We start from the raw sequence: 23,929 nt of genomic DNA, 5'->3' as shown, positions 1-23,929 counted from the left end.
TTGGGGCGGTGGCGGGGTGGAAAGACGGGGAGGGATGGGATCAGGCTGGTCCCATCACGCGGTGCAGATACTCTTCGTGACTGGGCAGGGTGGCGGCGGCCTTGGCCATCTGGTCGCGCAGGCGCAGCAAATAAGCCAGGTTCTCGTCCGCCGGCATGGTGTCCAGCAGCGGGTTGTAGTCGGTGGCCCGCAGTCCCTGGCCCATCAGTACGGCGAACCAGCTGGCTTCGCGGAACAGCTCATCGGTTGAGAGCACGATGCGGCCGGTGCGGGTGAAGTGACGTTCCTTCAGCGACAACCCCTCGGGCACGGCCATGGCCTGGCAGTGGCGCCATAGGGGCTCATCCCGTCCCTGGGTGCGGCTGTAGTGCAGCACCAGGAAGTCGCGCACCGATTCAACGTCGGCACCGTAGACTTGATTGAACTGGCCGGCCGTCTCCTCCGGACAGTCGCGGGTGGGGAACAGGGACAGGAGCTTGGCGATGCCGCTCTGGATCAGGTGGATGGAGGTGGACTCCAGGGGCTCCAGGAAACCGCTGGACAGGCCAATGGCGACGACATTCTTGACCCAGGACCGCCGCCGCCGCCCCGTCTGGAAGCGAATCAGGCGCGGGTCGGCCAACGCCTTGCCGTCCAGGTTGGCCATCAGGGTGGATGCCGCCTCATCATCGCCGGCGAACCGGCTGCTGTAGACGATGCCGTTGCCGGTGCGGTGCTGCAGCGGGATGCGCCATTGCCAGCCGAAGGCGTGGGCGGTGGCGCGGGTGTAGGGGACGGGGTCGGCGACACGCTCGCACGGCACGGCCAGGGCGCGGTCGCAGGGCAGCCAGTGCGACCAGTCCTCGAACCCGCTGTTCATCACGCCCTCGATCAGCAGGGCGCGCAGGCCCGAGCAGTCGATGAACAGGTCGCCTTCCACCACCTCGCCCCGGTGGGTGGTCAGGCGGGTGACGAAGCCGGTCTCCGGATCCTGCTCGATCCGCTCCACCTTGCCTTCGATCCGCTTCACCCCCAGCACCTCGGATCGGCGGCGCAGATGGGCGGCGTAGAGGCCGGCGTCGAAATGGTAGGCGTAGCCCAGGGTGGAGAAAAGGGAATTGGGGTCGGGGGCGGGCGGGCCGAACTTGCCCGCCATGGCCGCCAGCGTGGCTAGGGAATAATCCTGATGGCCGTGCGGGAAGCCGCCCAGGCTGGCGCGGATCCAGCGGTGGAAGAACATCTGCGCGTCGGCCGGCCCGCCATAGCGGCCGAAGGGGTGGAAATAGCGGCTGTTGCCCCCGTTCCACCCGACGAACTCTATGCCCAGCTTGAAGGTGGCCTTGGTTTCGCGCAGGAATTGCGCCTCATCCAGGTCGACCAGGCGGTTGAACCAGTGGATGGTGGGGATGGTGGCCTCCCCCACGCCGATGATGCCGATCTCATCGGATTCGATCAGCGTCACCTCGAACTGCGGCGGGGTGTTGACCTTGGCCAGCGCCGCCGCCGTCATCCATCCGGCGGTGCCGCCCCCCAGGATGACGATCCTCCGGATACGACGATCTGACACGGCTTCGCTCTCCTTGATGCGATCAGTGACGTGGGCAATTGCCGGACGTGGGTTGGTGGTCCTGGCCGGCTCCGGGGCCCTACCGCCGGTGGATGCGGACGGGGCAAACTGTGTTCTTGCGGCGTTTGCGGTGTTCACCCGGGCCTCGTCATCGGCCAACTTTCGAAGCATAGGGGTTCAACCCGGGTTATTTGGGGAGGCTTTCATTTGCCATGCATCGACGGATCGCATGATGGCGCTTCCGTTGCGCGCCTGCGCTGTCCATCTGAGTTGGCCGCCGCCACGAAAGAAACGATCGGTGAGTGTCGTCTCCCCATCGTCGGCATAGATTTCGACAAGTGACTCATCAACAAGGATCCGCAGCTTCGCTCTGCCGTTTTGAATTTTGATTGGCGCGGTGTGGCGGTCAGGAAAAGCATCGTGGAAGGCGGGGCCTGATCGGGTGCGATCCAGAAATAATTCATCGATGGACGGATTGATGCCTATTAGCGTCTGGAAGCCCTTTTCATCCGTCAGCGCCACGACGATCTGGTCGGCCGTTCCCGTATCGATGTCGAGTTGGAGTTCGACCGCGCCACCTTTAATGGGCAAGTTTACGGGGTTTGCGGCTAGGCGAACGTCCTTTGCCGACACATGGTCGTGCCGCAGCGTTTCCACCTCTTTGACCGGCGCCTGCGCGATGCGGTAGCCTTCGGTCGTCTTGCGCAGCGTCACAGTTCGTGGAGAGGACATGAGGCCCCGCGAAGGCCATGTTGGGACCGCCTGCGCATAGCGCCAGTCATTGGCCCAGCCGATCCAAATCCTACGCCCGTCCTGTTGGGGAATATCGTTCCAGGATGCGGCGGCGTAGAAGTCCGCACCATAGTCCGCCCAGACGGGTTGCTGTCCCCAGGACGGATCGAGGGTGAAGCGCGCGCCATCGAAATTACCCACAAAATACTGAACGCCGGAACCGCCGCCAATCGCATCCTGGTCCAGATCGATACTAAGTACCCATCGGCTTTCGTCAGGATGGCCCTCGACGGGTAGTTCGAACAGGTCGGGGCATTCCCAGCTTCTGCTCCTTGCGCCAGCCGGTCCGAATTCGCTGGCTTTGCTCCACTGTTTGAGGTCACCCGAAGTATAGATGGCGACCTTGTTTTCAGTGGCCAGCACCACCACCATGACCCAACGTTTTCCGGGGGCATACCAGAAGACCTTGGGGTCACGGAAAGCAGTCGAGCTGATGTCCAGAACCGGCTTATCACCATAGCGGTTCCAAGTCCGCCCCCGATCATTGCTATAGGCCACGTACTGGGCCTGGATTTTTGTGACAGGATTATAGCCGGTATAAAGCGCAACGAGCGGAGGTTTGCCGTTTTTTCCGAATCCACTGCTGTCATTCCAGTCGAGAACGGCACTTCCCGAGAAGGCCATCACATCGGCTTCGGGAATGGCGACCGGCAGTTCTTGCCAGCGGATCAGGTCGCGGCTTACAGCGTGCCCCCAACTCATGTGCCCCCAACGATCACCGTAGGGATTGTACTGATAGAAAAGATGATATTCGCCCTCGTAATAGAGCAATCCATTCGGATCGTTCATCCAGTTTTCAGCCGGAGCATAATGATAATGGGGACGGTGGACGTCGCTTACCCCCTGCGCGAAGGAGGGCGTTGCAACCAAGGCGAGCGCCGCAACGCATCTGACGACCTTCATGCTGGACTTCCTGTTCATTTGGCGCTACCGACCAACTCGGGGCGGAGCGGGTTTTCGTGAAGTCCAAGGTCCATGTCCTCGAGAGAGATGCCGTTGGTTTCAGGCATCAACTTCCATACGAATAGGGTCTGAAGCAGCATCATCGCGCCGAAGATGGCGAACACCCACCCGCCCAAGCCTGTCGCGAATAGAGGGAAGACCCAGGTGATTGCGGCCGCCATGATCCAGTGGGTCGCGCTGCCGAGCGCTTGTCCCTTGCCGCGTACGGTGCTGGGAAACACTTCCGAAATGAAAACCCAAATGACCGCTCCCTGGGATAGGGCGAAAGCGGCGATAAAGCCAAGAAGACCAAGAAGAACCAGTATTCCATCCGGATGTGGTGTTTCAAGCTGTGCACCGACAACGAACAGAGTCACCGCTGTTCCAATTGAACCGAAGTAGAGCAGCGGCTTGCGGCCGATCTTGTCGATCAGGAACATGGCAATGATTGTAAAGATCAGGTTGACGCCACCAACGGCGATCGACTGGAGCATAGCGGAATCCGCCTTCGCCCCTCCTAATTCGAAGATCCTGGGCGCGTAGTAGAGAAGCGCGTTGATGCCGGAAAGCTGATTGAACATTGCAATCAGAACGGCACAGGTGACGGGCAACGCGTGCCTCCGCTGGAACAGCCTGGGCTTCTCTCCATGCCGGTCGCGGGCCGCGGCCGCAAGCATACGCTCAACCTCGCTTTCAAGATCATGGAATCCGAGTTGGCCCATCACCTTCCGCGCGGCGTCGGCGCGCCCATTGACGGCCAGCCAGCGGGGACTGTCCGGCAGCAGCACGGTAATCAGCAAAAACACGGCGGAGGGAACGGCGATGACGCCCAGCATCCAGCGCCATGCCGTTTCCGGAGGCGCCAGTCCGGCTATAATGAAGTTCGATACGAAGGCAAGCAGGATGCCGAAGACGATGTTGAGCTGATTGAGCGCCACGAGGCGCCCACGATAAACTGCGGGCGACACCTCGGCGATGTAGATGGGGGTCACGACCGAAGCGGCACCAATGGCAAGCCCTCCGAGGAAACGGAAAACCAGGAGAACATGCCAATTCCCCGCAAAGGCGCAGCCTAGAGACGAAAAGACGTAACACAAGGCAATGGTGACCAGCATCGCGCGTCGGCCAAAGCGATCAGCAGGAGAACCCGCCGCCAATGCGCCTATTACGGTTCCGATAAGCGCTGAGGCTACTGTGAAACCGAGGGCGGAATTGCTGAGCGTGAAACGTTCCTGAAGCGCCGAGGTGGTCCCGGAAATGACAGCCGTGTCGATGCCAAAGAGCAATCCGCCAAGCGCGGCACCGGCCGCGCTCATGATCATGGCACCGGTCACGCGGTTCTCGTGCGTGCTTCGCCGATCAGACATTAGCCTTCTCCTCACTCGCCCGGCTGTTCGCGCGTAGGCTTTTTTCTGTGCTGGTAGGCAAATGGGTTGGGGGCCAGACAATAGGCGACCACCAAGGCTTCCCCGCCAAGCCTGCAGAGGCCTTTAAAAAGATGGGCGGCGGCGCCCGGACCCGAACCCGCCGCCCAGGGGAGGGAAAGGGATCAGAACTTCGCGGTCAGGGACACCATGGCGTTGGGGCCGACGATGCCACGGCCATAGAAGTAGCCGTTCACGACCTGCTGGGTGAAGCCCTGGCGGGGGTTGCCTTCCGTCAGGCCCAGCTCATCCGTGACATTGTCCACACTGACGTTCAGCGTCATGGCCGGCGTGAGGTTGTAGATGGCGCCGATGGTCACCACACCGTAGCCGGGCAGCTCCACCTGGTTGCCATTGTCGGCGAAGATGCGGCCGACATACTTGTAGCGCAGGTAAATCTGGCCCTTGTTGTTGGGCAGGTTGTACTCCGGCGTGACGGCGTACAGGATCTTCGGGGTGCGGCCCGGGATCTTGCCGTTGTAGAAGGCGGCAACCTGCGGCGCGATGTTGGTGCCGTTGACGTCGATGAAGCCGACCTTGACGTTGCTGAACGTCGGGTCCTGGTAGGTGGCCTGGGCGTGCACGCCGAAGGCGCTCAGCGGCTCGTACTGCGGGCGGTAGTACAGGTCGACGTCGACGCCGTTGGTTTCGGAATCGGCGAAGAAGCCCTGGTTCAGGTTGGGATCGGCCGGGTTGACGCCGCCGCCCCAGGTCTGGTTCTTGAACTCGGTGCGGAAGCCGCGGACGGTGCCGGTCAGGCCATAGTCGGAATAGGTGACGCCGCCTTCGTACAGGCTCAGGGCGGCCGCCTGCGGGTTGGTGCCCTGGGTCTGGTAGGCGCGGGCGTAGCGGGCGTAGACCGACAGGTTCTGGGCGATGGTGTAGTTGACGCCGGCCGTGACGTGCACCGGCAACTCATGGCCCGAGGTGTAGCTGTAGGTGCCGTTGAAGGCGTTCGGGTTTACCTGGACGATGCCGCCCACGCCCGCCGGGATGGGCTGGGGCGAGCTGTTGCCCGCCACGCCGACGGTGTCCTCGCGCTCATAGCGCACGCCGAAGTCGAAGTGCAGGTCCTGGTTCCAGGCGAATTCGTCGTTCACATAAACCGACTTCGACGTCTGGTGGGTGGCGCTGATGCCCGCACCCCAGTTGCCGTACGAGATCAGGCCGTTGTTGCCCAGCGTGCCCAGCACGGTGCCGGCGCTGTTCATGGCCACGATGTCATAGATGTTGGACTGGTTCTTCACGTCGTTGATGACGGTGGAGACGCCCGACTGGTCGTTGGCGATGTCCGTGGCGTAGATCATACCGCCCACGGTCAGGCTGTTGGTCCAGCCATCGCCCGAGGTGTCCCACTTGGCGCCGAAATCGCTGCCCCAGTCGCGCAGCTTCACCAGCTGGCGGTTCAGCACGGTCTGCTGCAGCAGACCGTTGCCGTTGAGCGCATTCAGGGCCGCGGCATTGGACGCCGCGGTGACCTGGCCGTTGGTCAGGTTGCGGATGCCGAACTGCGTGGTGCCCGGGAAAGCGGCCAGGCCGGACTGCAGCAGGTCGTAGATGGGCGAGGCGCTGGTGGGGGTCAGGTAGGTGAGGGCCGACGCCAGGCCGCCGTTGCCGCTGCCGCTGCCGGCGAACACACCGTTGAAGTCCCAATCCGTCTCGGTATAGCGGCCACGGACGAAGAGGGAGATGCCGTGGTCGAACTCACGCTCCCCATCCACGCGGAACTGGTGGCCGGTGGCGTGGATGCCGTCCTGCATGCTGAAATTGCGGAAGCACTGGCCGTTGGCGTAGCAGGAGTCCGGCACGCTGACGTTGGCGAAGCCCTTGCCGATGATGTTGCCGAACTGCGTGTCCAGGCCCGGCACGCTGGAAATGGTGCCGTTGTTATAGGCGTAGGGCTGGTCGGCGTAGTAGGGATCGTGCTCGTCCCAATCCTTGACGGTAAAGCGGATCCAGCCGTCCTCGAACTTGTGCTCCAGCTGGCCCTTCACATGGTAGGTCTCATACCGGAAAGGGGAACTGCGCACACCCGGCGTGCTGTCGTAATAGCCCGAGATGGCGAAGGCGGTGTCCTTCAGGTCCGGGATGGGGGAGGAGAACCACAGGTCGCCGCGCCGGTCGCCATAGGTGGTGCCGGTGATGCGGGCGATGCCGCCGGCCTCGTCGAAGTTCAGCTTGCGCGAAATGAAGTTGATGGAGGCGCCGGCGGCGTTGGGTGTCAGGATGCCCGAGCTGCCGCCCTGCAGCGCCTCGACCCGGTCGATCGAGATGTCGTTCTGGAACACCTCGTCATCGTTCAGGCCGCCGTAGATGGCGGGCATGCCGTCTTCGATCAGGCGGACGAACTGCTGGGTGCCGCCGGGCAGGCCGCGCACCGAGTAGTTGTTGGACACCGGGCCGGCCGTGCCCTCGACGAAGATGCCGGGGATCATTTCCAGCACGTCGACGGTGCTGCGCGGCGCCTTCTGGGCCAAGTCGGCCTCGTTCACCGCGGTGATGGCGACGGAGGCGTTCAGCAGGTTGCGCTTGGAGCGCAGGCCGGTGACGATGATTTCCTGCAGGTCGGGCGCGCCGCCCATCTGCACGGTGTCATCGGTGCCGGTCGTGGCGGGGGTGGCCTGGGCGACCTGCGGCTGGGCGGCGGTGCCTTCTGCCGTAGCGCCCTGGGCGGCGGCATTGCGCAGGGCCGGGGTCGCTGTGGCGGCGCGGTCGGACTTGCGGCTGACCACGGCGGCGCCCGAGGGGTCGCGGTGCACGGTGAGGCCCGTGTTGGCCAGGATGCTGTCCAGCGCCTGCTGGGCGGACAGACGGCCCTGGGCGCCCTTGGTGCTGATGCCGGCGACCTCGTCGGCCTTATAGATCAGCTGCGAGCCGGTCTGGCGAATATAGCTTTCCAGCGCGGTGCGTAGGTCACCAGCCGGGATGTCGATCATCGTTTCGGCGGCGGATGCCAAAGTGATCGCGCGCGCAGGTTGCGGCGTCGCCATGGATTTAGCGGCTTGCGTTAGTGCTGGCCAGCAGACCGTCGTCAGAAGGGCGGCGGAAAGGGCGTGACGGATATTGGGATTTGGCACGATTTCTCCCTCATTTCTGGATTGTTGTATTCGGCTATGACGAAGGACCGTGCCAGATCCCCTATTCTCAATTTGAAATTCTTATTTCCCTGCCGTCATCAATTACCTTCAGGCCGAAGCCGCTGTGCAGCAGGCGGGCGAAAGCGTCGACATTGGTGGCCTCGAAACTGCCGCCGATGCGGATATCGCCCATGGGACCCTCGGCCGGTACCACCAGTTGCTTGCGGTTATATCGGTTGAACTCCGCCGCCACCTCCCGCAAGGGACGGTCGGTGAAGACCAGCGTCCCGTGGCGCCAACCCAGGGCATCCCGTACTTGTTCCTCGCTGCGCGAACTTTTGCGGATGGCCTTGGGTTGCGCCACCGCCGCGCTTAACTGCGTCACCAGGGTGGGGGCCACGTCGTTGGGATGGGCCATGTCCTCCACCAGGACCGCACCCTCGGCCACCACCACCTCCAGCCTGTCGCCGTCGCGGCGGACGGAGAATTTGGTGCCGACGTCGACGATGCGCAGATCGCCGCTGATGACCACGAAGGGGTGCTTGTCGTCGTGCACCACCTCGAAGAAGGCCTCGCCCTTGTCCAGCCGCACCTCGCGCGTCGTCTGGTCGATGGAGGCACGCAGGCGGGTGTTGGTGTTCAGCTCGATCTGCGAGCCGTCCTGCAGATGGGCGGTGTAGCGGTCGCCCACGCCGGTGCTGAATTTCTGCCCGGCGGCGAAGGGCCAGTCCCACTGATCCATGGTTGGGCCGATGACGACCAGGGCCACCGCGGCGGCGGCCATCATAGGTGCCCACCGGCGCCACGGCGCCCGCTCCAGCGCCGCGCGCGTCATGGCCGGGGCCGGACCCGCCGCCCGCAACTGGTCGGCCCGCTTCCACGCGGCCTCCAATCGCAGATAGGTCACGCGATGGCGGGTGGAGGTGGCGATCCAGGCGTCGAACCCGGCCTTGACCGCCGCGTCCAGGGGGCCGGCATCCTGGCGGGCCAGCCAGCGCGCCGCCTGTTCCTCGATGGGATCATGCTCGATCATGGCTGCCCCACCTTGCGCGGCCCCATTTTTCGCAAACGCCGGCCGAAGCGGCCGGTCACGGGTTCGGGCACGATGTCGACCATGGCGTCGGCGATCAGGCGCACGCCCTTGGCCACCTGCTGTTCCACGGTGCTTTCGCTGATGCCCATGCGGCGGGCCACGTCACGCTGGGGCAGGCCGTGCACCTTGCGCAGCAGGGTCACCTCGCGGCAGCGCGGCGGCAGGCGGTTGATGGCAGCCTGCAGCAACCGGAGGATCTCGCGGCCCCCGGCGTTTTGTTCCGGGTTGGGCACGGTGTCGGCCACGTCCAGATCCTCAAGATCGATGACCGTCTCGATGGACACCACCTGCGCGCGGCGCGCGCGGTCGATCAACAGGTTGCGGGCGGTCATGAACAGGAAGGGTTTGGTCATTTCAGGGATGGCCACGGTCGCCGCCTCGTAGACGCGGGTGTAGATCTCCTGCCGAAGATCGGGGATCTCGGACGCCTCCCGCCACTTGCGGCGCAGATAGCCGGTCAGCGCCGCCTCCAAGGGGAGGACTTCCTCCACAAACCATAGATCCACCGCACTTCTGTTCACCGGACGTCCTTCCTCCCTCGGTTTTCTGTGCGCACTCTGGCGCCCTTTCCCTGGATGACGAACGGGCGCCAAAAATCCGTTATGGGCAACGGGAAAATTTTCGGAGCCAGGATGTGCGGGGCGCCGCCCCATCGCTGGACGGGTATGCCGATCCGGGCACTATCGCGTCGCGCATCCTGTGGCATAAGGGGGCCAATCCCGCCTTTGGAACCCGGTCCCCATGATCCGCCTCGAAAACATCAGCAAGCACAACGGCCACCGCATCCTGTTCATGGAGACGTCCGCGGCCCTGAACCGGGGTGAGAAGGTGGGCCTGGTCGGTCCCAACGGCGCCGGCAAGACCACCCTGTTCCGCATGATCACCGGTGAGGAGCTGCCGGACACCGGCCAGGTGTCGGTGGAGAAGCAGATCACCATAGGCTACTTCAACCAGGACGTGGGCGAGATGTCCGGCCGCAGCGCGGTGGCCGAGGTGATGGATGGCGCCGGCCCGGTCAGCGAGGTGGCCAAGGAGATGGCCGTCCTGGAGGCGGCCATGGCCGACCCGGACCAGGCCGACCGCATGGATGAGATCATCGAGCGCTATGGCGAGGTGCAGGCGCGCTTCGATGAGCTGGGCGGCTATGAGCTGGAGGGACGGGCGCGCGAGGTGCTGGCCGGCCTCAGCTTCAGCCAGGAGATGATGGACAAGGACGTCGGCATGTTGTCCGGCGGTTGGAAGATGCGCGTGGCGCTGGCCCGCATCCTGTTGATGAAGCCCGATGCCATGCTGCTGGACGAACCCAGCAACCATCTGGATCTGGAAAGCCTCATCTGGCTGGAGGGGTTTCTGAAGGGGTACGACGGCGCCCTGCTGATGACCTCGCATGACCGGGAATTCATGAACCGGATCGTCACCAAAATCATCGAGATCGACGGCGGGTCGCTGACCAGCTACTCCGGCGATTATGTGTTCTATGAGCAGCAGCGGGCCTTGAACGAGCGGCAGCAGCAGGCGCAGTTCGAACGCCAGCAGGCCATGCTGGCCAAGGAGCTGAAGTTCATCGAGCGCTTCAAGGCCCGGGCCTCGCACGCCAGCCAGGTGCAGAGCCGGGTGAAGAAGCTGGACAAGATCGAGCGGATCGAGCCGCCGAAGCGCCGCCAGACGGTGACGTTCGAATTCCCGCCGGCGCCGCGCTCGGGCGACGACGTGGCGGTGCTGAAGAACGTGCATAAGGGTTATGGCAGCCGCACCATCTACCAGGGGCTGGACCTCACCATCCGCCGCAAGGAGCGCTGGTGCGTCATGGGCGTCAACGGCGCGGGCAAGTCCACCCTGCTGAAGCTGATCGCCGGCGCGGACCAGCCGGACGCGGGCACCGTCACGGTCGGCGGCAGCGTCAAGATGGGCTATTTCTCCCAGCACGCCATGGAACTATTGGATGGTGAGCAAACGGTGTTCGAGGCCTTGGAGGCCAAGTTCCCCCAGGCGGGCCAGGGATCGCTGCGGGCGCTGGCCGGCTGCTTCGGTTTCTCCGGCGACGACGTGGAAAAGCGCTGCCGCGTCCTGTCGGGCGGGGAGAAGGCCCGGCTGGTGATGGCCATGATGCTGTACAACCCGCCCAACTTCCTGGTGCTGGACGAGCCGACCAACCACCTGGACCTCGACACCAAGCAGATGCTGATCACGGCGCTGGCGGCGTACGAGGGCACCATGCTGTTCGTGTCGCACGACCGCCACTTCCTGGCCACGCTGTCCAATCGCGTCCTGGAACTGACACCGGAAGGCATCCACCAGTACGGCGGCGGCTACACCGAATACGTGGCCAGCACCGGGCAGGAGGCGCCCGGCCTGCACAGCTGATCCCTATTCTAAGCCAACGCGCGCAGGATGGCGCGGACGGGGGCGGCGTCGGCTTGGGCCAGCTTCAGGGGCAGGGCGATCAGCTCGTAATCCCCCGCCGGCACGTCGTCCAGCACCAGCCCCTCCAGGATGGCCATGCCGTTGCGGCGCACGGCGTTGTGGGCCAGCAAGTCCTTGGACGTCTCCGGGTCCAGGGAGGGGGCGTCCACCCCGATGAGGCGCACGCCATGGGCGGCCATCAGGTCGATGGTGGCGGCATCCACGGCGCGGAAGTCGGTGACCCAGCGGTCGTGCGGGAAGCGCCGGTAAGTGCGCAGCAGGATGCGCGGCGGCGCGCCGGCCAGGCGGTCGCCACCTCCGCCGGCATGACCGGCCCCTCCCCGGTCACATCGACCAGGCGGCAGGGGCCCAGATAGAGCGCCAGGTCGACGGCGCCGATGGGCAGGCCGGCGGCATCATAATGCAGGGGGGCGTCGGCGTGAGTCCCGGTGTGGGTGGACAGGGTCAACCGGCTGACATTGACCGGGCACCCCGGCCCCAGGGCCCACACGCGTTCTTCCTGATAGGCGGTGTCGCCGGGCCACACCGGGATGCCGGGGCGGATGGGCTGGGTGATGTCCCAGATGCGGGTCATAGCGCCGTCCTCACGGAAAGCAGTTCGGGGAAGAAGCTGAGGCTCAGCGCCTTGACCAGGTAGCTGACGCCGCCGGTGCCGCCTGTGCCAGGCTTGAAGCCGATGATGCGCTCCACCGTCTTCATGTGGCTGAAGCGCCATTGCTGGAAACGATATTCCAGATCCACCAGCTTTTCCGCCAAGTCATACAGCTCCCAATGCCGATGCGGGTCCTGATAGACCACCAGCCAGGCGGCCTGCACCCGGGCGTCCGGCTCGTAGGGCTGGGCGAAGTCACGCTCCAGCTTCTCTCGCGGAATGTCGAAGCCGCGCCGGGCCAGCAGGCGCAGGGCCTCATCATACAGGCTGGGGGCGTTCAGGCTCTCTTCCAATGCCGCGAAGATGGCCGGCTCGCCCTGGTGCACCGTCATCATGCCGGCGTTCTTGTTGCCCAGCAGGAATTCCAGGTGGCGATACTGATAGGACTGGAAGCCGCTGCTCTGCCCCAGGTGGGGACGGATCAGGCTGTAGTCCGCCGGCGTCATGGTGGACAGCACCTCCCACGACTGGATCAGCTGCGCCTGGATGCGGCTGACGCGGGCGATCATCTTAAGCGCCGGGCCCAGATCATCGGCCTGGATCTGGCGCAAGGCCGCGCGCAGCTCATGCAGGCTCAGCTTCATCCATAGTTCGGACGCCTGGTGGATGATGATGAACAGCAGTTCGTCATGCTCGCCGGAACGGGGGTGCTGGGCGGCCAGCAGTTCCTCCAGCCCCAGATAGCTGCCGTAGCTCATGGGCGGCGCCGTGTGCAGCGCCTCGCCCGACAGGTCGACAGCGGCGGTATGGGGGCGAGGGGTGTCGGTCACGTCACGGCTCCACGGGTCTGATAGGCGGCATCCCGCCAGGCGCCGCTGTCCATGATGTCCTTCAGGTGCATCGCCGCGTCATAAACGTCGACATAGCGCACATAGAGGGGGGCGAAGCCGAAGCGGATGACGTCCGGCGCGCGAAAGTCGCCGATGACCCCCCGGGCGATCAGCGCCTGCATGATGGCGTAGCCGTCCGCATGGCCGAAGCTGACTTGGCTGCCCCGGGCCTGCGCGTCGCGGGGGGAGTGCAGGGTGAATTGGTCTGGGCACGCGTGTTCCACCAGTCGGATGAACAAATCGCCCAGTGCCATGGACTTGGCCCGGATCGCACGGCGATCGGCGCTGGCCATGAGGTCGACACCCACCTCCAGGGCCGCCAGGCCCAGGATGGGGGGCGTGCCGCACAGCATGCGCTCGACGCCGGGGGCCGGCACATAATCGTCGCCGAAGGTGAAGGGTGTCGCGTGCCCCATCCAGCCGGAGAGGGGGGAGCGCAGCCGCGCCTGGTGGCGCTTGGCGACGAACAGGAAGGCCGGCGCCCCGGGACCGCCGTTCAGGTATTTGTAGCCGCAGCCCACGGCGAGGTCGGCGCCGGCCGCGTTCAGGTTGACGTCGATGGCGCCGGCGCTGTGCGACAGGTCCCACAGGGCCAGGGCGCCGGCGGCATGGGCTTTCGCCGTCAGCCGGGCCATGTCATGGATGCGGCCGGTCTTGTAATGCACCTGGGTCAGCAGCAGCAGGGCCGTATCCGCGTCCAGGGCCTGCTCGATGCGGTCAGGCTCCACCACCCGCAGGTCCACCCGATCGCCCAGCAGGTCGTGCACGCCCTGCAGGATGTAGAGATCGGTGGGGAAGTTGCCCGGCTCCGTCACGATCACCCGGCGGCCGGGCCGCAGGGCCAGGGCGGCTGTCGCCAGTTTGAACAGATTGACGGAGGTGGAGTCCGCCGCGATGACCTCGTCCGCCTCCGCGCCGATGAGGGAGGCGATGCGGTCGCCGACGCGCTGGGGCATCGTGATCCAGCCGGCGGTGTTCCAGCCGCGGATCAACTCGCCGCCCCATTCCCGCGCCACCACATCGGCCAGGCGCGCGCGCGTCGCCTTGGGCAGGGCGCCCAGCGAATTACCGTCGAGGTAGATGACGCCGTCGGCGATCTCGAACGCGTCACGGAATTCGGCCAGCGGATCGTCGCGATCCAGCGCCGCGCAGGCGGCACGGTCCAGGGGCATGTCCCGAGGTCTCCTTGAGGTTTCCCTTTCCCCCATCATACCGCCCCCGAAGGGGAACATTGTTACGAAGATGCTTGCCTTGGCGAAGCGTCAAGAACATCGTTCTGGAAAATGGAGCAATAGGAGAACGACTGTGGATGCGATCGACCACCGCCTGCTGACCATCCTGGAGACGAGCGGCCGCGCGTCCTTCGCCCAGATCGCGGAAACGGTGGGCCTGTCGAAAACGCCCTGCTGGAATCGCGTGCAGGCCCTTGAGGAAGGCGGCGTGATCACCGGATACCGGGCGGAGCTTGACCGATCCCGCGTCGGGCTGCCGCTGCTGGCCTTCGTGGACGTGGCCATCGACCTGGGGCGCCACCAGGCGTTCGAGGAGGCCATCGCCCAGGTCCCCGCCGTGCTGGAATGCCATACCACGGCCGGGCCGTTCGACTACGTACTGCGGGTGGCGCTGCGGGACGTCGAGGCGCTGGACCAACTGCTGCGGACGGAATTGTCGCGCCTGCCGGGCGTCAAGACCTTCTCCACCCGCATTTGCCTGAAGACGGTCTTCCAGGCGCGTCCGCTGATGGCCGCGTTGGGGACGCAACCATAGCGGGACGGTCGGCGGCTTTCCCATCCGGAACCTTCTCCGGCGACGGCGGATTGTGGACCCGGCGGGCGCGATCCCCAACCTCGCCCCCCGGCCTCACGCCGGAGGAAGCCGACCCTTAGCGGAGCTGTGGCCGCCATGGACTATATCGCCCTGTTTTTCGCCGGGGTCTTCCTGTGCAACGGCATCCCCCACCTGGTCGCCGGTCTGCATGGCCGCCCGTTCCCCACACCCTTCGCCAAGCCGCCCGCGGCCGGGGACAGCCCGCCGCTGGTGAATTTCCTGTGGGGCTTCGCCAACCTCATCGTCGGGCTGCTGCTGTGGTCGGTGCGGCCGATCATGGCGGTGCTGACACCTGATTTCGCGGTGCTGGCGGTGGGCGCGCTGCTGACGGGCGCCTGGCTGACGATGCACTTCGCCAAGGTTCAGGCCGGGAAGCCGACCCGATGAGCCCAGCGTGGGACCGGCGCTTGTCCACAGGCACGGCGGCGCTGATCGCGCTGTCCGGCCTTTATCTCCTGGTCGGTGGCGTGTGGCTGGTGCTTCTGCGCGGCAGCCCCTATTACGCCGTCGCCGGCGCCGCGCTGTTGGCGGTCGCCGCCCTGCTGTGGCGCCGCCGGGCGGCGGCGTTGTGGCTGCATGCCGCCTTGGTGCTGGCCACCATGGTCTGGGCGGTGTGGGAGGTGGGCTTCGATTTCTGGGCCCTGGCGCCGCGCGGCGACGTGCTGGTCCCCCTGGGCGTCTGGCTGCTGCTGCCCTTCATCACTCGCCGGTTGTCGCCAGCGGCCGGTGGGGCGGCCAGTGGGGCGGGCAGGGGGCCGGTGCTGGCCCTGGGCGGCGTGCTGGTGCTGGCCGTGGTGGTGGTGGGCGTCGCCCTGGCGCGCGACCGGCACGCCATCCGGGGCACGGTGCCGCCGCTGGGGCTCGAAGCGCCCGCCCCTGATCGGGCTGGGGACGACTGGCCCGCCTATGGCGGCAGCGGCCGGGGCGACCGTTATTCGGACCTGGCCCAGATCACGCCAGCGAACGTTGGCCGACTAAAGCTGGCCTGGCAGTTCCGCACCGGCGACCTGCCTGGACCCGACGACCCGGGTGAGATCACCACCGAGGTGACGCCCCTGAAGGTGGGCGACCTGCTTTACACCTGTTCCCCCCACCAGATCGTTTTCGCGCTGGATGCCGCCACGGGCGCGCTGCGCTGGCGGTTCGACCCCCAGGTCCAGCGCGATCCCGGGTTCCAGCACATGACCTGCCGGGGCGTCGCCTTCCATCGCACCCGGCCTGGGGCCACGACGGCCGATGGTGCGCCGGCCCCCGCTGAATGCCCCACCCGCATCTACCTGCCCACCGATGACGGCCGGCTATTCGCCCTGGACGGGGAAACCGGCACGCCCTGCGACGGCTTCGGCGACCATGGCCAGATCGACCTCAAGCGCGGCAGCGAGGTGAAGCAGGTGGGCTTCTACCAGGGCACCTCGCCGCCGGCCGTGACGGACAAGGTGCTGATCATGGGCGGCGCCGTCATCGACAACTATTCCGGCAAGGTGCCGTCCGGCGTCATCCGGGGCTTTGACGTCTACAGCGGCCGCCTGGTCTGGGCCTTCGACGCTGGCAATCCCGACCCCAACGAGATGCCGTCGGCCACCCATCACTTCACCGCTGGCAGCCCAAACTCCTGGGCGGTGTCGGCGGTGGATGAGGCCCTGGGCCTGGTCTACGTGCCGTTGGGCTCGGCCTCTCCCGACATCTGGGGCGGGAACCGCACGCCGGCTCAGGAACGCTACGACAGCGCCCTGGTGGCGCTGGACATCGCCACGGGCAAGCTGCGCTGGTCCTACCAGAACGTGCACCACGATGTCTGGGACATGGATGTGCCGGCCCAGCCCAGCCTGGCGGACGTGGTGACGCCGTCCGGCCCGGTGCCGGCCATCTACGTCCCCGCCAAGACCGGCAACATCTTCGTTCTGGACCGCCGGGACGGGCACCCGATCGTGCCGGCGCCCGAGGTGCCGGTCCCGCAGGGGCCCGCCCCCGGCGACCGGCTGGCCCCGACGCAGCCGGCCTCCCAGCTCAGCTTTCGCCCGCGGGACAGGCTGACTGGCGCGCGGATGTGGGGTGGCACCATGTTCGACCAGTTGGCCTGCCGCATCCTGTTCCACCGCCTGCGCTACGAGGGGCCGTTCACCCCGCCGTCGCTTCAGGGCACGCTGGTCTTCCCCGGTGACCTCGGCATGTTCGAATGGGGCGGGCTGGCCATCGACCCCCGGCGGCAGGTGGCCATCGCCAACCCCATGTCCATCCCCTTCGTCTCCCGCCTGGTCCCGCGCGGCAAGGACAACCCGGCCGCCCCCAACGGCCGGCATCCGCCGGGGACGGAACTGGGCGTGCAGCCCATGTACGGCACGCCCTTCGGCGCCAACCTGGGCGTCTTCCTGTCCCCCTTGGGCATTCCCTGCCTGCAGCCGCCCTGGGGTGAACTGGCGGCCATCGACCTGCGCACCAGCAGGGTGGTATGGCGGCACCGGGTGGGCACCATCCGCGACATGGCGCCCCTGCCGATACCGTTGGAGCTGGGGGTGCCCATGCTGGGCGGCCCGTTGGTGACGGCGGGCGGGGTGGTGTTCCTGACCTCCACCATGGACTATTTTATCCGGGCGTTCGATGTGAGCGACGGCCGACTGCTGTGGCAGGATCGGCTGCCGGCCGGAGGCCAATCCACGCCCATGGCTTATGAGCAGGGGGGGCGGCAGTACATCGTCACCGTGGACGGCGGTCACGGCTCCTTCGGCACCAAGATCGGCGATTATGTCCGGGCCTATACCCTTGGGAATTGAAAAGCTGGCAATGGACATAGTTCCTTTGTCGCCCTTGCGCCGCATGGGCCGGATTGCGTTCCTCACAGGGCGCCGGGGCGACGGTGTGGGACCGTGGTTGCCAGACGTTTCAATGATTTACGATAGTCTGACGGTACGATGGATCGATTTGCGCCGGCGTTGAGATGCACGGGGCGCCTGGGAGGGACACGTGGAGTTGGAAACCGATCCGCCGATCGTCGGCATCGGGGCATCGGCGGGTGGGGTGAAGGCGCTGCAGGCCTTCTTCGAGGCGCTGCCGGATGAGCCCAACGCCGCCTTCGTCGTGGTGGTCCACCTGAATCCCGAACGGCGCAGCGAGTTGGCCGGCATCCTGGCCACACGCACCCGCATGCCGGTGTCGCAGGTGGCCGACCGCGTGCACCTGCGCAACAACCATGTCTATGTCATCGCCCCGGACAGCGCGCTCAACATCGCCGATCACATGATCTCGGCCCTGTCGTTTGACGAGCCGCGAGCCAAGCGGGCGCCCATCGACCTGTTCTTCCGCTCCCTGGCCGCGCAGCACAGCGACGGCTTCGCCATCATCCTGACCGGCGCTGGCGCCGATGGCGCCCAGGGCGTGCGGGCCATCAAGGAGGTGGGCGGCATCGTTCTGGTGCAGGATCCGGACGAGGCGGAGTTCACCTCCATGCCGCGCAGCGCCATCGCCACCGATGCCGCCGACTTCGTCCTGCCGGTGCGGGATCTCGCCCGCCGGCTGGCGGAGCTGCTGCGGAATCGGCACGACGGCACGACACCGCCGATGCCGGAGGGCGACGACGACATGATGCGCCGCATCCTGGCCCATGTGCGCGTGCGCCTGGGCCATGACTTCAGCCAGTACAAGCGCGCCACCATCGCCCGCCGCATCGCCCGCCGCATGCAGGTCACGCAGCAGGAGACGCTGGGCCAGTACTACGCCCACCTGAGGGAGCACGCCACCGAGGCCCATGCGCTGTTCGCCGACTTCCTGATCTCCGTCACCTCGTTCTTCCGCGACAAGCGGGCGTTCGAACAACTGGCGGCCCTGGTCATCCCCCAGCTGTTCGAAGGCAAGGAGGCGGCCAACAGCATCCGCATCTGGGTGCCGGCCTGCGCCACGGGGGAAGAGGCCTACACCATCGGCATCCTGCTGCTGGAAGAGGCGGCACGGCGCGACGTTCGGCCCGAGATCCAGGTGTTCGGGTCAGACCTGGATGCCGAGGCGTTGGCCGTCGCGCGCGAGGGCTGTTTCCCCATGACCATCGAGCAGGACGTTTCCGAGGAACATCTGCGCCGTTATTTCCAGCGGGAAGGGGATCATTACCGGGTGCGGCGGGAACTGCGCGATGCCGTCATGTTCGCCAGCCACAGCATCTTGCGTGACCCGCCCTTCGCCCGCGTCGACATGGTGTCCTGTCGCAACCTGCTGATCTACCTGGAGCGGGAATTGCAGCAGCAGGTGTGCACCACCTTCCATTACGCGCTCAACCCCGGCGGCTTCCTGTTCCTCGGCGCGTCGGAAAATGCGGACAACCCGCAGGGCCTGTTCCGCGCCATCGACCGGGACGCGCGTATCTACCGCATGGTCCCCAACACGGGGGACAGGCGCACGGCCTTGCCCATCATGCCCAGCACCCACCACGCCGCCCCCAACCGGGCGGCCCCCTCACACCGGCTGCCGGGCGGCGACGTGACCCTGCACCGGCAGATGCTGGAGCGCGTGGCGCCACCCAGCATGCTGGTCGATGAGACCCACCGCGCCATCCACCTGTCCGAAACCGCCGGACGCTTCCTGCAGCCGTCCGGCGGGCCGGTCACCACGGTGGCCACGGACATGGTCCGGCCGGAGCTGCGCTACCATCTGGAGGCGGCGTTGCATCGCGCCTTCGACCGGGGGGAGACCACGTTGACCCGGCCGCTGGTGGTGCGGTTCGAGGGGCAGCCCCAACGCGTCTACCTGCAGGTGAAGCCGGTGCTGGAGGAGGGCGATCCCAGCCGCTACGCCCTGGTGCTGTTCATCGAGGGCGAGGCGGTGCCGGTTGAGGGCGACGCCGCCGTCCAGAACCACGAGCCCGGCAATGAGACCATTCGACACCTGCAGGAGGAGCTGCAGCTGGCGCAGAGCCGCCTGCGGGCGACGCGGGAGGAGTCGGAGGCGGCGAACGAGGAACTGCGCGCCGCCAATGAGGAATTGCAGTCCATCAACGAGGAGTACCGCTCCACCTCCGAGGAACTGGAAACCAACAAGGAGGAGCTGCAGTCCACGAATGAGGAACTGCAGACCGTCAACAATGAGCTGAAGCAGAAGCTGGCCAGCGTCTCACGTGCGCACAGTGACCTGCAGAACCTGATGGCGGCGGCGGATTTCGGCACCCTGTTCCTGGACCCGGCGTTGCGCATCAAGCGCTTCACGCCCCGCGTGACGGAGCTGTTCAACATCACGGCCACCGACGCCGGCCGGCCCATCACCGACTTCACCCACCAGTTGGACTATGACCAGCTGGCCGACCACGCCCATGCGGTCCTGCGCGAACTGACGCTGCTGGAACATGAGGTCAAGAGCCGGACCGGCGGCTGGTATCTGGTCCGCATCCGTCCCTATCGGACGGTGGACGACCGGATCGACGGCGTGGTGGTGACCTTCGTCGACATCACGGAGCGCCGCCGGGTGGAAGAGGCCCTGCGCGACAGCGAGGCGCGGCTGAAGCAGGAAATGCGCCTGGTCGAATTCTCACGAGCCCCTATTTTCGTCTGGGAATATGACGACGGCATCGTCCAGTGGAACCGGGGCAGCGAGGAACTGTACGGCTATTCCCGGGAGGAGGCGAAGGGACGGGATCCGGCCCAGCTGCTGCGGGCGGCGCCGGTGGAGGGAAGCTTCGACGCCGTGCGCCAGGCATTGTCCGACCAGGGGGTGTGGAGTGGGGAGCTGCGGCACACCACCAAGGACGGCCGGGTGTTGACCGTCGAAAGCCAGATCGAGATGGTCAGCGTCGGGGGCCGGCGGCTGGTGCTGGAGAGCACGCGCGACGTCACCGACCGGAAGAAGTGGGAACGGCGCCAGCGGCTGCTGTTGGGCGAGTTGCGCCACCGGGTGGGCAATACCCTGGCGGTGGTGCAGTCGCTGGCCCGCCAGACCCTGCGCACGGCTGGCTCCAGCGAGCGTTTCGTCGACCTGTTCGAGGGGCGCCTGACGGCCCTGGCCCGCGCCCACGCCTTGCTGGTGGACTGCCAGTGGGAAGGGGCGGAGCTGATAGCGCTGGCCCGCGTCCAGTTGGCGCCCTACATCAGCGCCGACCCGCAGCGCCTGAGCCTGGAGGGCGGGTATGTGCTGCTGCCGCCCCACCTCGCGACACCCTTCGGGCTGGTGCTGCACGAACTGGCCACCAACGCCGCCAAGTACGGCGCGTTCTCCATCGCCGGCGGCCGGGTGGTGTTGAGTTGGACGCAGATGGTCCGGGACGGCCATTCCCTGCTGGCGGTGACGTGGCGGGAATTCGACGGCCCCACCGTGGTTCCACCGGAACATCATGGCTTCGGCGGTGTTTTGATTGAGCGGGGTTTGCCTGGCGCGACCGTGACGCGCCGGTTCGAGCCCCATGGGCTGGTTTGCACCATGGAGATCGGCCTGGAGGAGGAGGAGCAGGATGGACACTATGATGGAGCCTGAGCTGCCGCTGGCCGGTTTGCGTATCCTGGTCGCCGACGACGAGGTGATGATCGCGCTGAACCTGGAGGAGACGTTTCGGGAGGCGGGTGCCGAGATTCTGAGCGCCGCCACCGTGGCCCAGGCGATCGTCGCCGCCCGTAACCCCGGTCTCTCCGCCGCCGTGCTGGACGTGCGGCTGGGCCGGGAAACGTCGGAAGCCGTGGCTGACGTCCTGACCGAGCGGGGCATTCCGTTCTTCTTCTACAGCGGCCAGATGCTGTCGCCCGGCATGCAGGCCAAGTATCCCACGATACCCGTCCTGACCAAGCCGGTGCGGCAGGACGCCTTCATGGCCGCCATGCTGGCCCTGGTGCAGCGGGAAAAGGCGCTGGCCTGAGGAACGTCGCGAGCGTCGCGATAATTTTTTCCCGCCGACGCGCCATGCGCGGAACCCCGTGGTCCCACCGGGATTGACCCCAAGCTCGGGAACCACCACCCCAAGGCGCGTTGGCCAAATCGATATGGCGCGCATGCCGGCCCCTGTCCCAGGGGCCGTCCCCTGCTCACGCCCAGGTGGGGAGTCCCGTTCAATCCGTGACCGACCATGGAAAGGGTTCCCCATGAAAGCGCTGACCTGGCATGGCAAGGGCGACGTACGATGTGAGCAGGTTCCCGATCCGACGATCGAGCACGCCCGCGATTGCATCATCAAGGTGACGGCCTGCGCCATCTGCGGTTCCGACGTGCATCTTTACGACGGCATCATCCCCTCCATGGAAAGCGGCGACGTGCTGGGGCACGAGACCATGGGCGAGGTGGTGGAGGTGGGCAGCGGTGTCGGCAACCTGAAGGTCGGCGACCGGGTGGTGGTGCCGTTCACCATCTCCTGCGGCGAGTGCTTCTTCTGTAAGCGCGGCTATTACTCCGCCTGCGAGCGCTCCAACCCCGACAAGGCCAAGGCGACCAAGCTGTGGGGCAACTCCCCGGCGGGGCTGTTCGGCTATTCGCACCTGCTGGGCGGCTACAGCGGCGGCCAAGCGGAGTTCCTGCGGGTACCCTATGCCGATGTCGGACCCCTCAAGGTGCCGGGCGGCCTGACGGACGAGCAGGCCCTGTTCCTGTCGGACATCTTCCCCACCGGCTACATGGCCGCCGACTTCTGCAACATCCAGCCGGGCGACACCATCGCCGTCTGGGGCTGCGGCCCGGTGGGTCAGATGGCCATCCGCAGCGCCTACCTGTTGGGTGCGGAGCGGGTCATCGCCATTGACCAGGTGCCGGAGCGGCTGGAATTGGCCCGCCAGGGTGGGGCCTTGACCCTGGATTTCAACGAAGAGGACATCTACGACCGCATCATGGACCTGACCCAGGGCCGGGGGGCCGACGCCTGCATCGACGCCGTGGGGACGGAGCCTGACACGGGAAGCGGCTTCGACGCCGTGGTGGACCGGATCAAGGTGGCCACCTTCATGGGCACAGACGGCCACATGTGCTGCGCCAGGCCATCATGTGCTGCCGCAACTTCGGCACCGTCTCCATCGTCGGCGTCTATGGCGGCCTGCTGGACAAGATCCCCATGGGGTCCGCCATCAACCGGGGCCTGACCTTCCGCATGGCCCAGACACCGGTCCAGCGTTATCTGCCCCCCTCTTGCGCCGCATCGAGGAGGGGGACATCGACCCGTCCTTCGTCATCACCCACCGCGCGTCGCTGGAGGAGGGGCCGGAACTTTACAAGACCTTCCGCGACAAGCGGGACGGCTGCATCAAGGTCGTCATGAAGCCCTGACCCATTCCAATCCCATAAAAAGGAGAAACGCCATGGCTGCCTCCCGCGCGCCCATGCGCCTTCTGGCCGTCGTCACCGGTGCCTCCAGCGGCATCGGCTACGAACTCGCCAAGCTGTGTGCCCAGAACGGCTTCGACCTGGTGGTCGCCGCCGACGAACCCGAAATACACGACGCCGCCGACACCTTCCGCGCCCTGGGCGCGCATGTCGACGCGGTGCAGGCCGACCTCTCCACGCTGGACGGCGTCGACACGCTTTACGCCGCCATCCAGGCCCAGGGCCGGCCGGTGGACGCCTTGTTCGCCAATGCCGGCCGGGGCTTGGGCAGGGCCTTCCTGGACCAGAACTTCATCAAGGCCAAGCGGGTGATCGACACCAACGTCACTGGCACCGTCCATCTGATCCATCTGGTGGGTCGCGACATGCGGGCGCTGAATTCGGGCCGCATCCTCATCACCGGGTCCATCGCCGGCTTCATCCCCGGCAGCTACCAGGCCATCTACAACGCCAGCAAGGCTTTCCTGGACAACTTCGCCTACGCCTTGCGCAACGAGCTGGAAGGCACGGGCGTCACCGTCTCCTGCCTCATGCCGGGGCCGACGGACACTGATTTTTTCCGCCGTGCCGAGCTGTTGGATACGGAGGTGGGCACGGCCAAGAAGGATGATCCGGCCAAGGTCGCCCGCGATGGCTTCGACGCCCTGATGAAGGGTGAGGCCGACGTGGTCAGCGGCTGGAAGAACAAGCTGCAGACCACCCTGGCGAACATCATGCCGGCGGAAATGCTGGCGGACCAGCACCGTGGCATGGCCGCGCCCGGAACAGCCCGCAAGCACTGACCCGTCGCTCAACGCGTCAGGTAGTCCAGCGCCAGATAGCCCAGCAGGATCAGCAGCCAGAAGGCGGCCCCCAGCGCCATGATGCGCATGAGGCCGCCTTCACGGCGCAGCCGCATGTAGACCCAGGCGATCAGCGCGGCCTTGGCGGCGGCGATGCCCAGGCTGGCCACCAGGCTGGGCGTCCCGGTCAGGACCAGACTGGCGCCCACGGTCAGGCCCAGGAGAGCCAGCAGGGCGGCCCAGGTGCCAATCAGGGGGGCGATGGCCTTCAT

The 23,929-nt window shown here is 66.2% G+C and carries 20 protein-coding genes; 9 read left to right on the top strand and 11 right to left on the bottom strand.

Annotated elements, in window-relative coordinates; genetic code table 11:
• Window positions 1–40 precede the first annotated feature (40 nt).
• The 6 genes from UAA55_RS06795 to UAA55_RS06770 all read right to left on the bottom strand — a co-directional run bounded on the left by UAA55_RS06795 (window position 41) and on the right by UAA55_RS06770 (window position 9,395).
• Entirely contained in the window at window positions 41–1,546 is a 1,506-nt protein-coding gene (locus UAA55_RS06795; RefSeq protein WP_322951894.1) for a tryptophan halogenase family protein, read from the bottom strand.
• Window positions 1,547–1,723: 177 nt separating this feature from the next.
• Window positions 1,724–3,241, bottom strand: a complete 1,518-nt coding sequence (locus tag UAA55_RS06790; RefSeq protein WP_322951893.1) for a glycoside hydrolase family 32 protein — start codon at window positions 3,239–3,241, stop codon at window positions 1,724–1,726.
• 14 nt (window positions 3,242–3,255) lie between these two features.
• The gene (locus UAA55_RS06785; RefSeq protein WP_322951892.1) at window positions 3,256–4,647 is read right to left on the bottom strand and encodes a sugar porter family MFS transporter; all 1,392 of its coding nucleotides are present in this window, start codon (window positions 4,645–4,647) and stop codon (window positions 3,256–3,258) included.
• A 182-nt stretch (window positions 4,648–4,829) separates the two neighbouring features.
• The gene (locus UAA55_RS06780) at window positions 4,830–7,640 is read right to left on the bottom strand and encodes a TonB-dependent receptor (protein ID WP_322951891.1); all 2,811 of its coding nucleotides are present in this window, start codon (window positions 7,638–7,640) and stop codon (window positions 4,830–4,832) included.
• A gap of 208 nt (window positions 7,641–7,848) precedes the next feature.
• Window positions 7,849–8,814, bottom strand: a complete 966-nt coding sequence (locus UAA55_RS06775) for a FecR family protein (protein ID WP_322951889.1) — start codon at window positions 8,812–8,814, stop codon at window positions 7,849–7,851.
• Window positions 8,811–9,395 (bottom strand): RNA polymerase sigma factor, encoded by a 585-nt coding sequence (locus tag UAA55_RS06770; RefSeq protein WP_322951888.1) that lies wholly within the window; start codon window positions 9,393–9,395, stop codon window positions 8,811–8,813. Before UAA55_RS06770 ends, UAA55_RS06775 begins: the two co-directional genes overlap by 4 nt.
• 220 nt (window positions 9,396–9,615) lie before the next feature.
• Between UAA55_RS06770 and UAA55_RS06765 the strand changes: the two genes are divergently transcribed.
• A complete protein-coding gene (locus UAA55_RS06765; RefSeq protein ID WP_322951887.1) occupies window positions 9,616–11,238 on the top strand; it encodes an ABC-F family ATP-binding cassette domain-containing protein in 1,623 nt (540 codons plus the stop codon).
• 8 nt (window positions 11,239–11,246) lie between these two features.
• Here the strand turns inward: UAA55_RS06765 and UAA55_RS06760 are convergent, their stop codons facing one another.
• The 4 genes from UAA55_RS06760 to kynU are packed head-to-tail and all read right to left on the bottom strand — an operon-like array spanning window position 11,247 to window position 13,952.
• Complete coding sequence (locus UAA55_RS06760) at window positions 11,247–11,501, bottom strand: cyclase family protein (protein ID WP_322951886.1); 255 nt, start codon at window positions 11,499–11,501, stop codon at window positions 11,247–11,249.
• Entirely contained in the window at window positions 11,477–11,872 is a 396-nt protein-coding gene (locus UAA55_RS06755) for a cyclase family protein (protein WP_322951885.1), read from the bottom strand. The genes UAA55_RS06760 and UAA55_RS06755 overlap by 25 nt, the downstream gene beginning before the upstream one ends.
• Window positions 11,869–12,720 carry a tryptophan 2,3-dioxygenase gene (kynA, locus tag UAA55_RS06750; RefSeq protein ID WP_322951884.1) on the bottom strand — a complete coding sequence of 284 codons (852 nt, stop codon included), beginning with the start codon at window positions 12,718–12,720 and terminating at the stop codon, window positions 11,869–11,871. The genes UAA55_RS06755 and kynA overlap by 4 nt, the downstream gene beginning before the upstream one ends.
• The gene (kynU, locus tag UAA55_RS06745; protein ID WP_322951883.1) at window positions 12,717–13,952 is read right to left on the bottom strand and encodes a kynureninase; all 1,236 of its coding nucleotides are present in this window, start codon (window positions 13,950–13,952) and stop codon (window positions 12,717–12,719) included. The genes kynA and kynU overlap by 4 nt, the downstream gene beginning before the upstream one ends.
• A 133-nt stretch (window positions 13,953–14,085) precedes the next feature.
• Here kynU and UAA55_RS06740 point away from each other — a divergent pair, with 133 nt between their 5' ends.
• The 8 genes from UAA55_RS06740 (at window position 14,086) to UAA55_RS06710 (ending at window position 23,657) form a co-directional block, all read left to right on the top strand.
• Window positions 14,086–14,547, top strand: a complete 462-nt coding sequence (locus UAA55_RS06740) for an Lrp/AsnC family transcriptional regulator (protein ID WP_322951882.1) — start codon at window positions 14,086–14,088, stop codon at window positions 14,545–14,547.
• Between the two features lie 135 nt (window positions 14,548–14,682).
• Window positions 14,683–14,994, top strand: a complete 312-nt coding sequence (locus tag UAA55_RS06735) for a hypothetical protein (protein ID WP_322951881.1) — start codon at window positions 14,683–14,685, stop codon at window positions 14,992–14,994.
• Window positions 14,991–17,378, top strand: a complete 2,388-nt coding sequence (locus UAA55_RS06730; protein WP_322951880.1) for a membrane-bound PQQ-dependent dehydrogenase, glucose/quinate/shikimate family — start codon at window positions 14,991–14,993, stop codon at window positions 17,376–17,378. The genes UAA55_RS06735 and UAA55_RS06730 overlap by 4 nt, the downstream gene beginning before the upstream one ends.
• A gap of 190 nt (window positions 17,379–17,568) precedes the next feature.
• A complete protein-coding gene (locus UAA55_RS06725) occupies window positions 17,569–21,051 on the top strand; it encodes a chemotaxis protein CheB (protein ID WP_322951879.1) in 3,483 nt (1,160 codons plus the stop codon).
• On the top strand, window positions 21,038–21,427 hold the full coding sequence (locus tag UAA55_RS06720) for a response regulator (RefSeq protein WP_322951878.1): 390 nt from the start codon (window positions 21,038–21,040) through the stop codon (window positions 21,425–21,427). The genes UAA55_RS06725 and UAA55_RS06720 overlap by 14 nt, the downstream gene beginning before the upstream one ends.
• Window positions 21,428–21,650: 223 nt before the next feature.
• Window positions 21,651–22,634, top strand: a complete 984-nt coding sequence (locus UAA55_RS06715; protein ID WP_416235160.1) for an alcohol dehydrogenase catalytic domain-containing protein — start codon at window positions 21,651–21,653, stop codon at window positions 22,632–22,634.
• Between the two features lie 46 nt (window positions 22,635–22,680).
• Window positions 22,681–22,818, top strand: a complete 138-nt coding sequence (locus tag UAA55_RS31215) for a hypothetical protein (protein ID WP_416235159.1) — start codon at window positions 22,681–22,683, stop codon at window positions 22,816–22,818.
• A 32-nt stretch (window positions 22,819–22,850) separates the two neighbouring features.
• Window positions 22,851–23,657 (top strand): SDR family NAD(P)-dependent oxidoreductase, encoded by an 807-nt coding sequence (locus UAA55_RS06710; protein WP_322951877.1) that lies wholly within the window; start codon window positions 22,851–22,853, stop codon window positions 23,655–23,657.
• An 8-nt stretch (window positions 23,658–23,665) separates the two neighbouring features.
• Here the strand turns inward: UAA55_RS06710 and UAA55_RS06705 are convergent, their stop codons facing one another.
• Window positions 23,666–23,929, bottom strand: a complete 264-nt coding sequence (locus tag UAA55_RS06705) for a cytochrome C oxidase subunit IV family protein (protein WP_322951876.1) — start codon at window positions 23,927–23,929, stop codon at window positions 23,666–23,668.

Origin of the sequence: Nitrospirillum guanabarense, assembly GCF_034653355.1 — a bacterium.
GTDB lineage: Bacteria > Pseudomonadota > Alphaproteobacteria > Azospirillales > Azospirillaceae > Nitrospirillum.
This window is presented reverse-complemented; position numbering and strand designations above follow the sequence as displayed.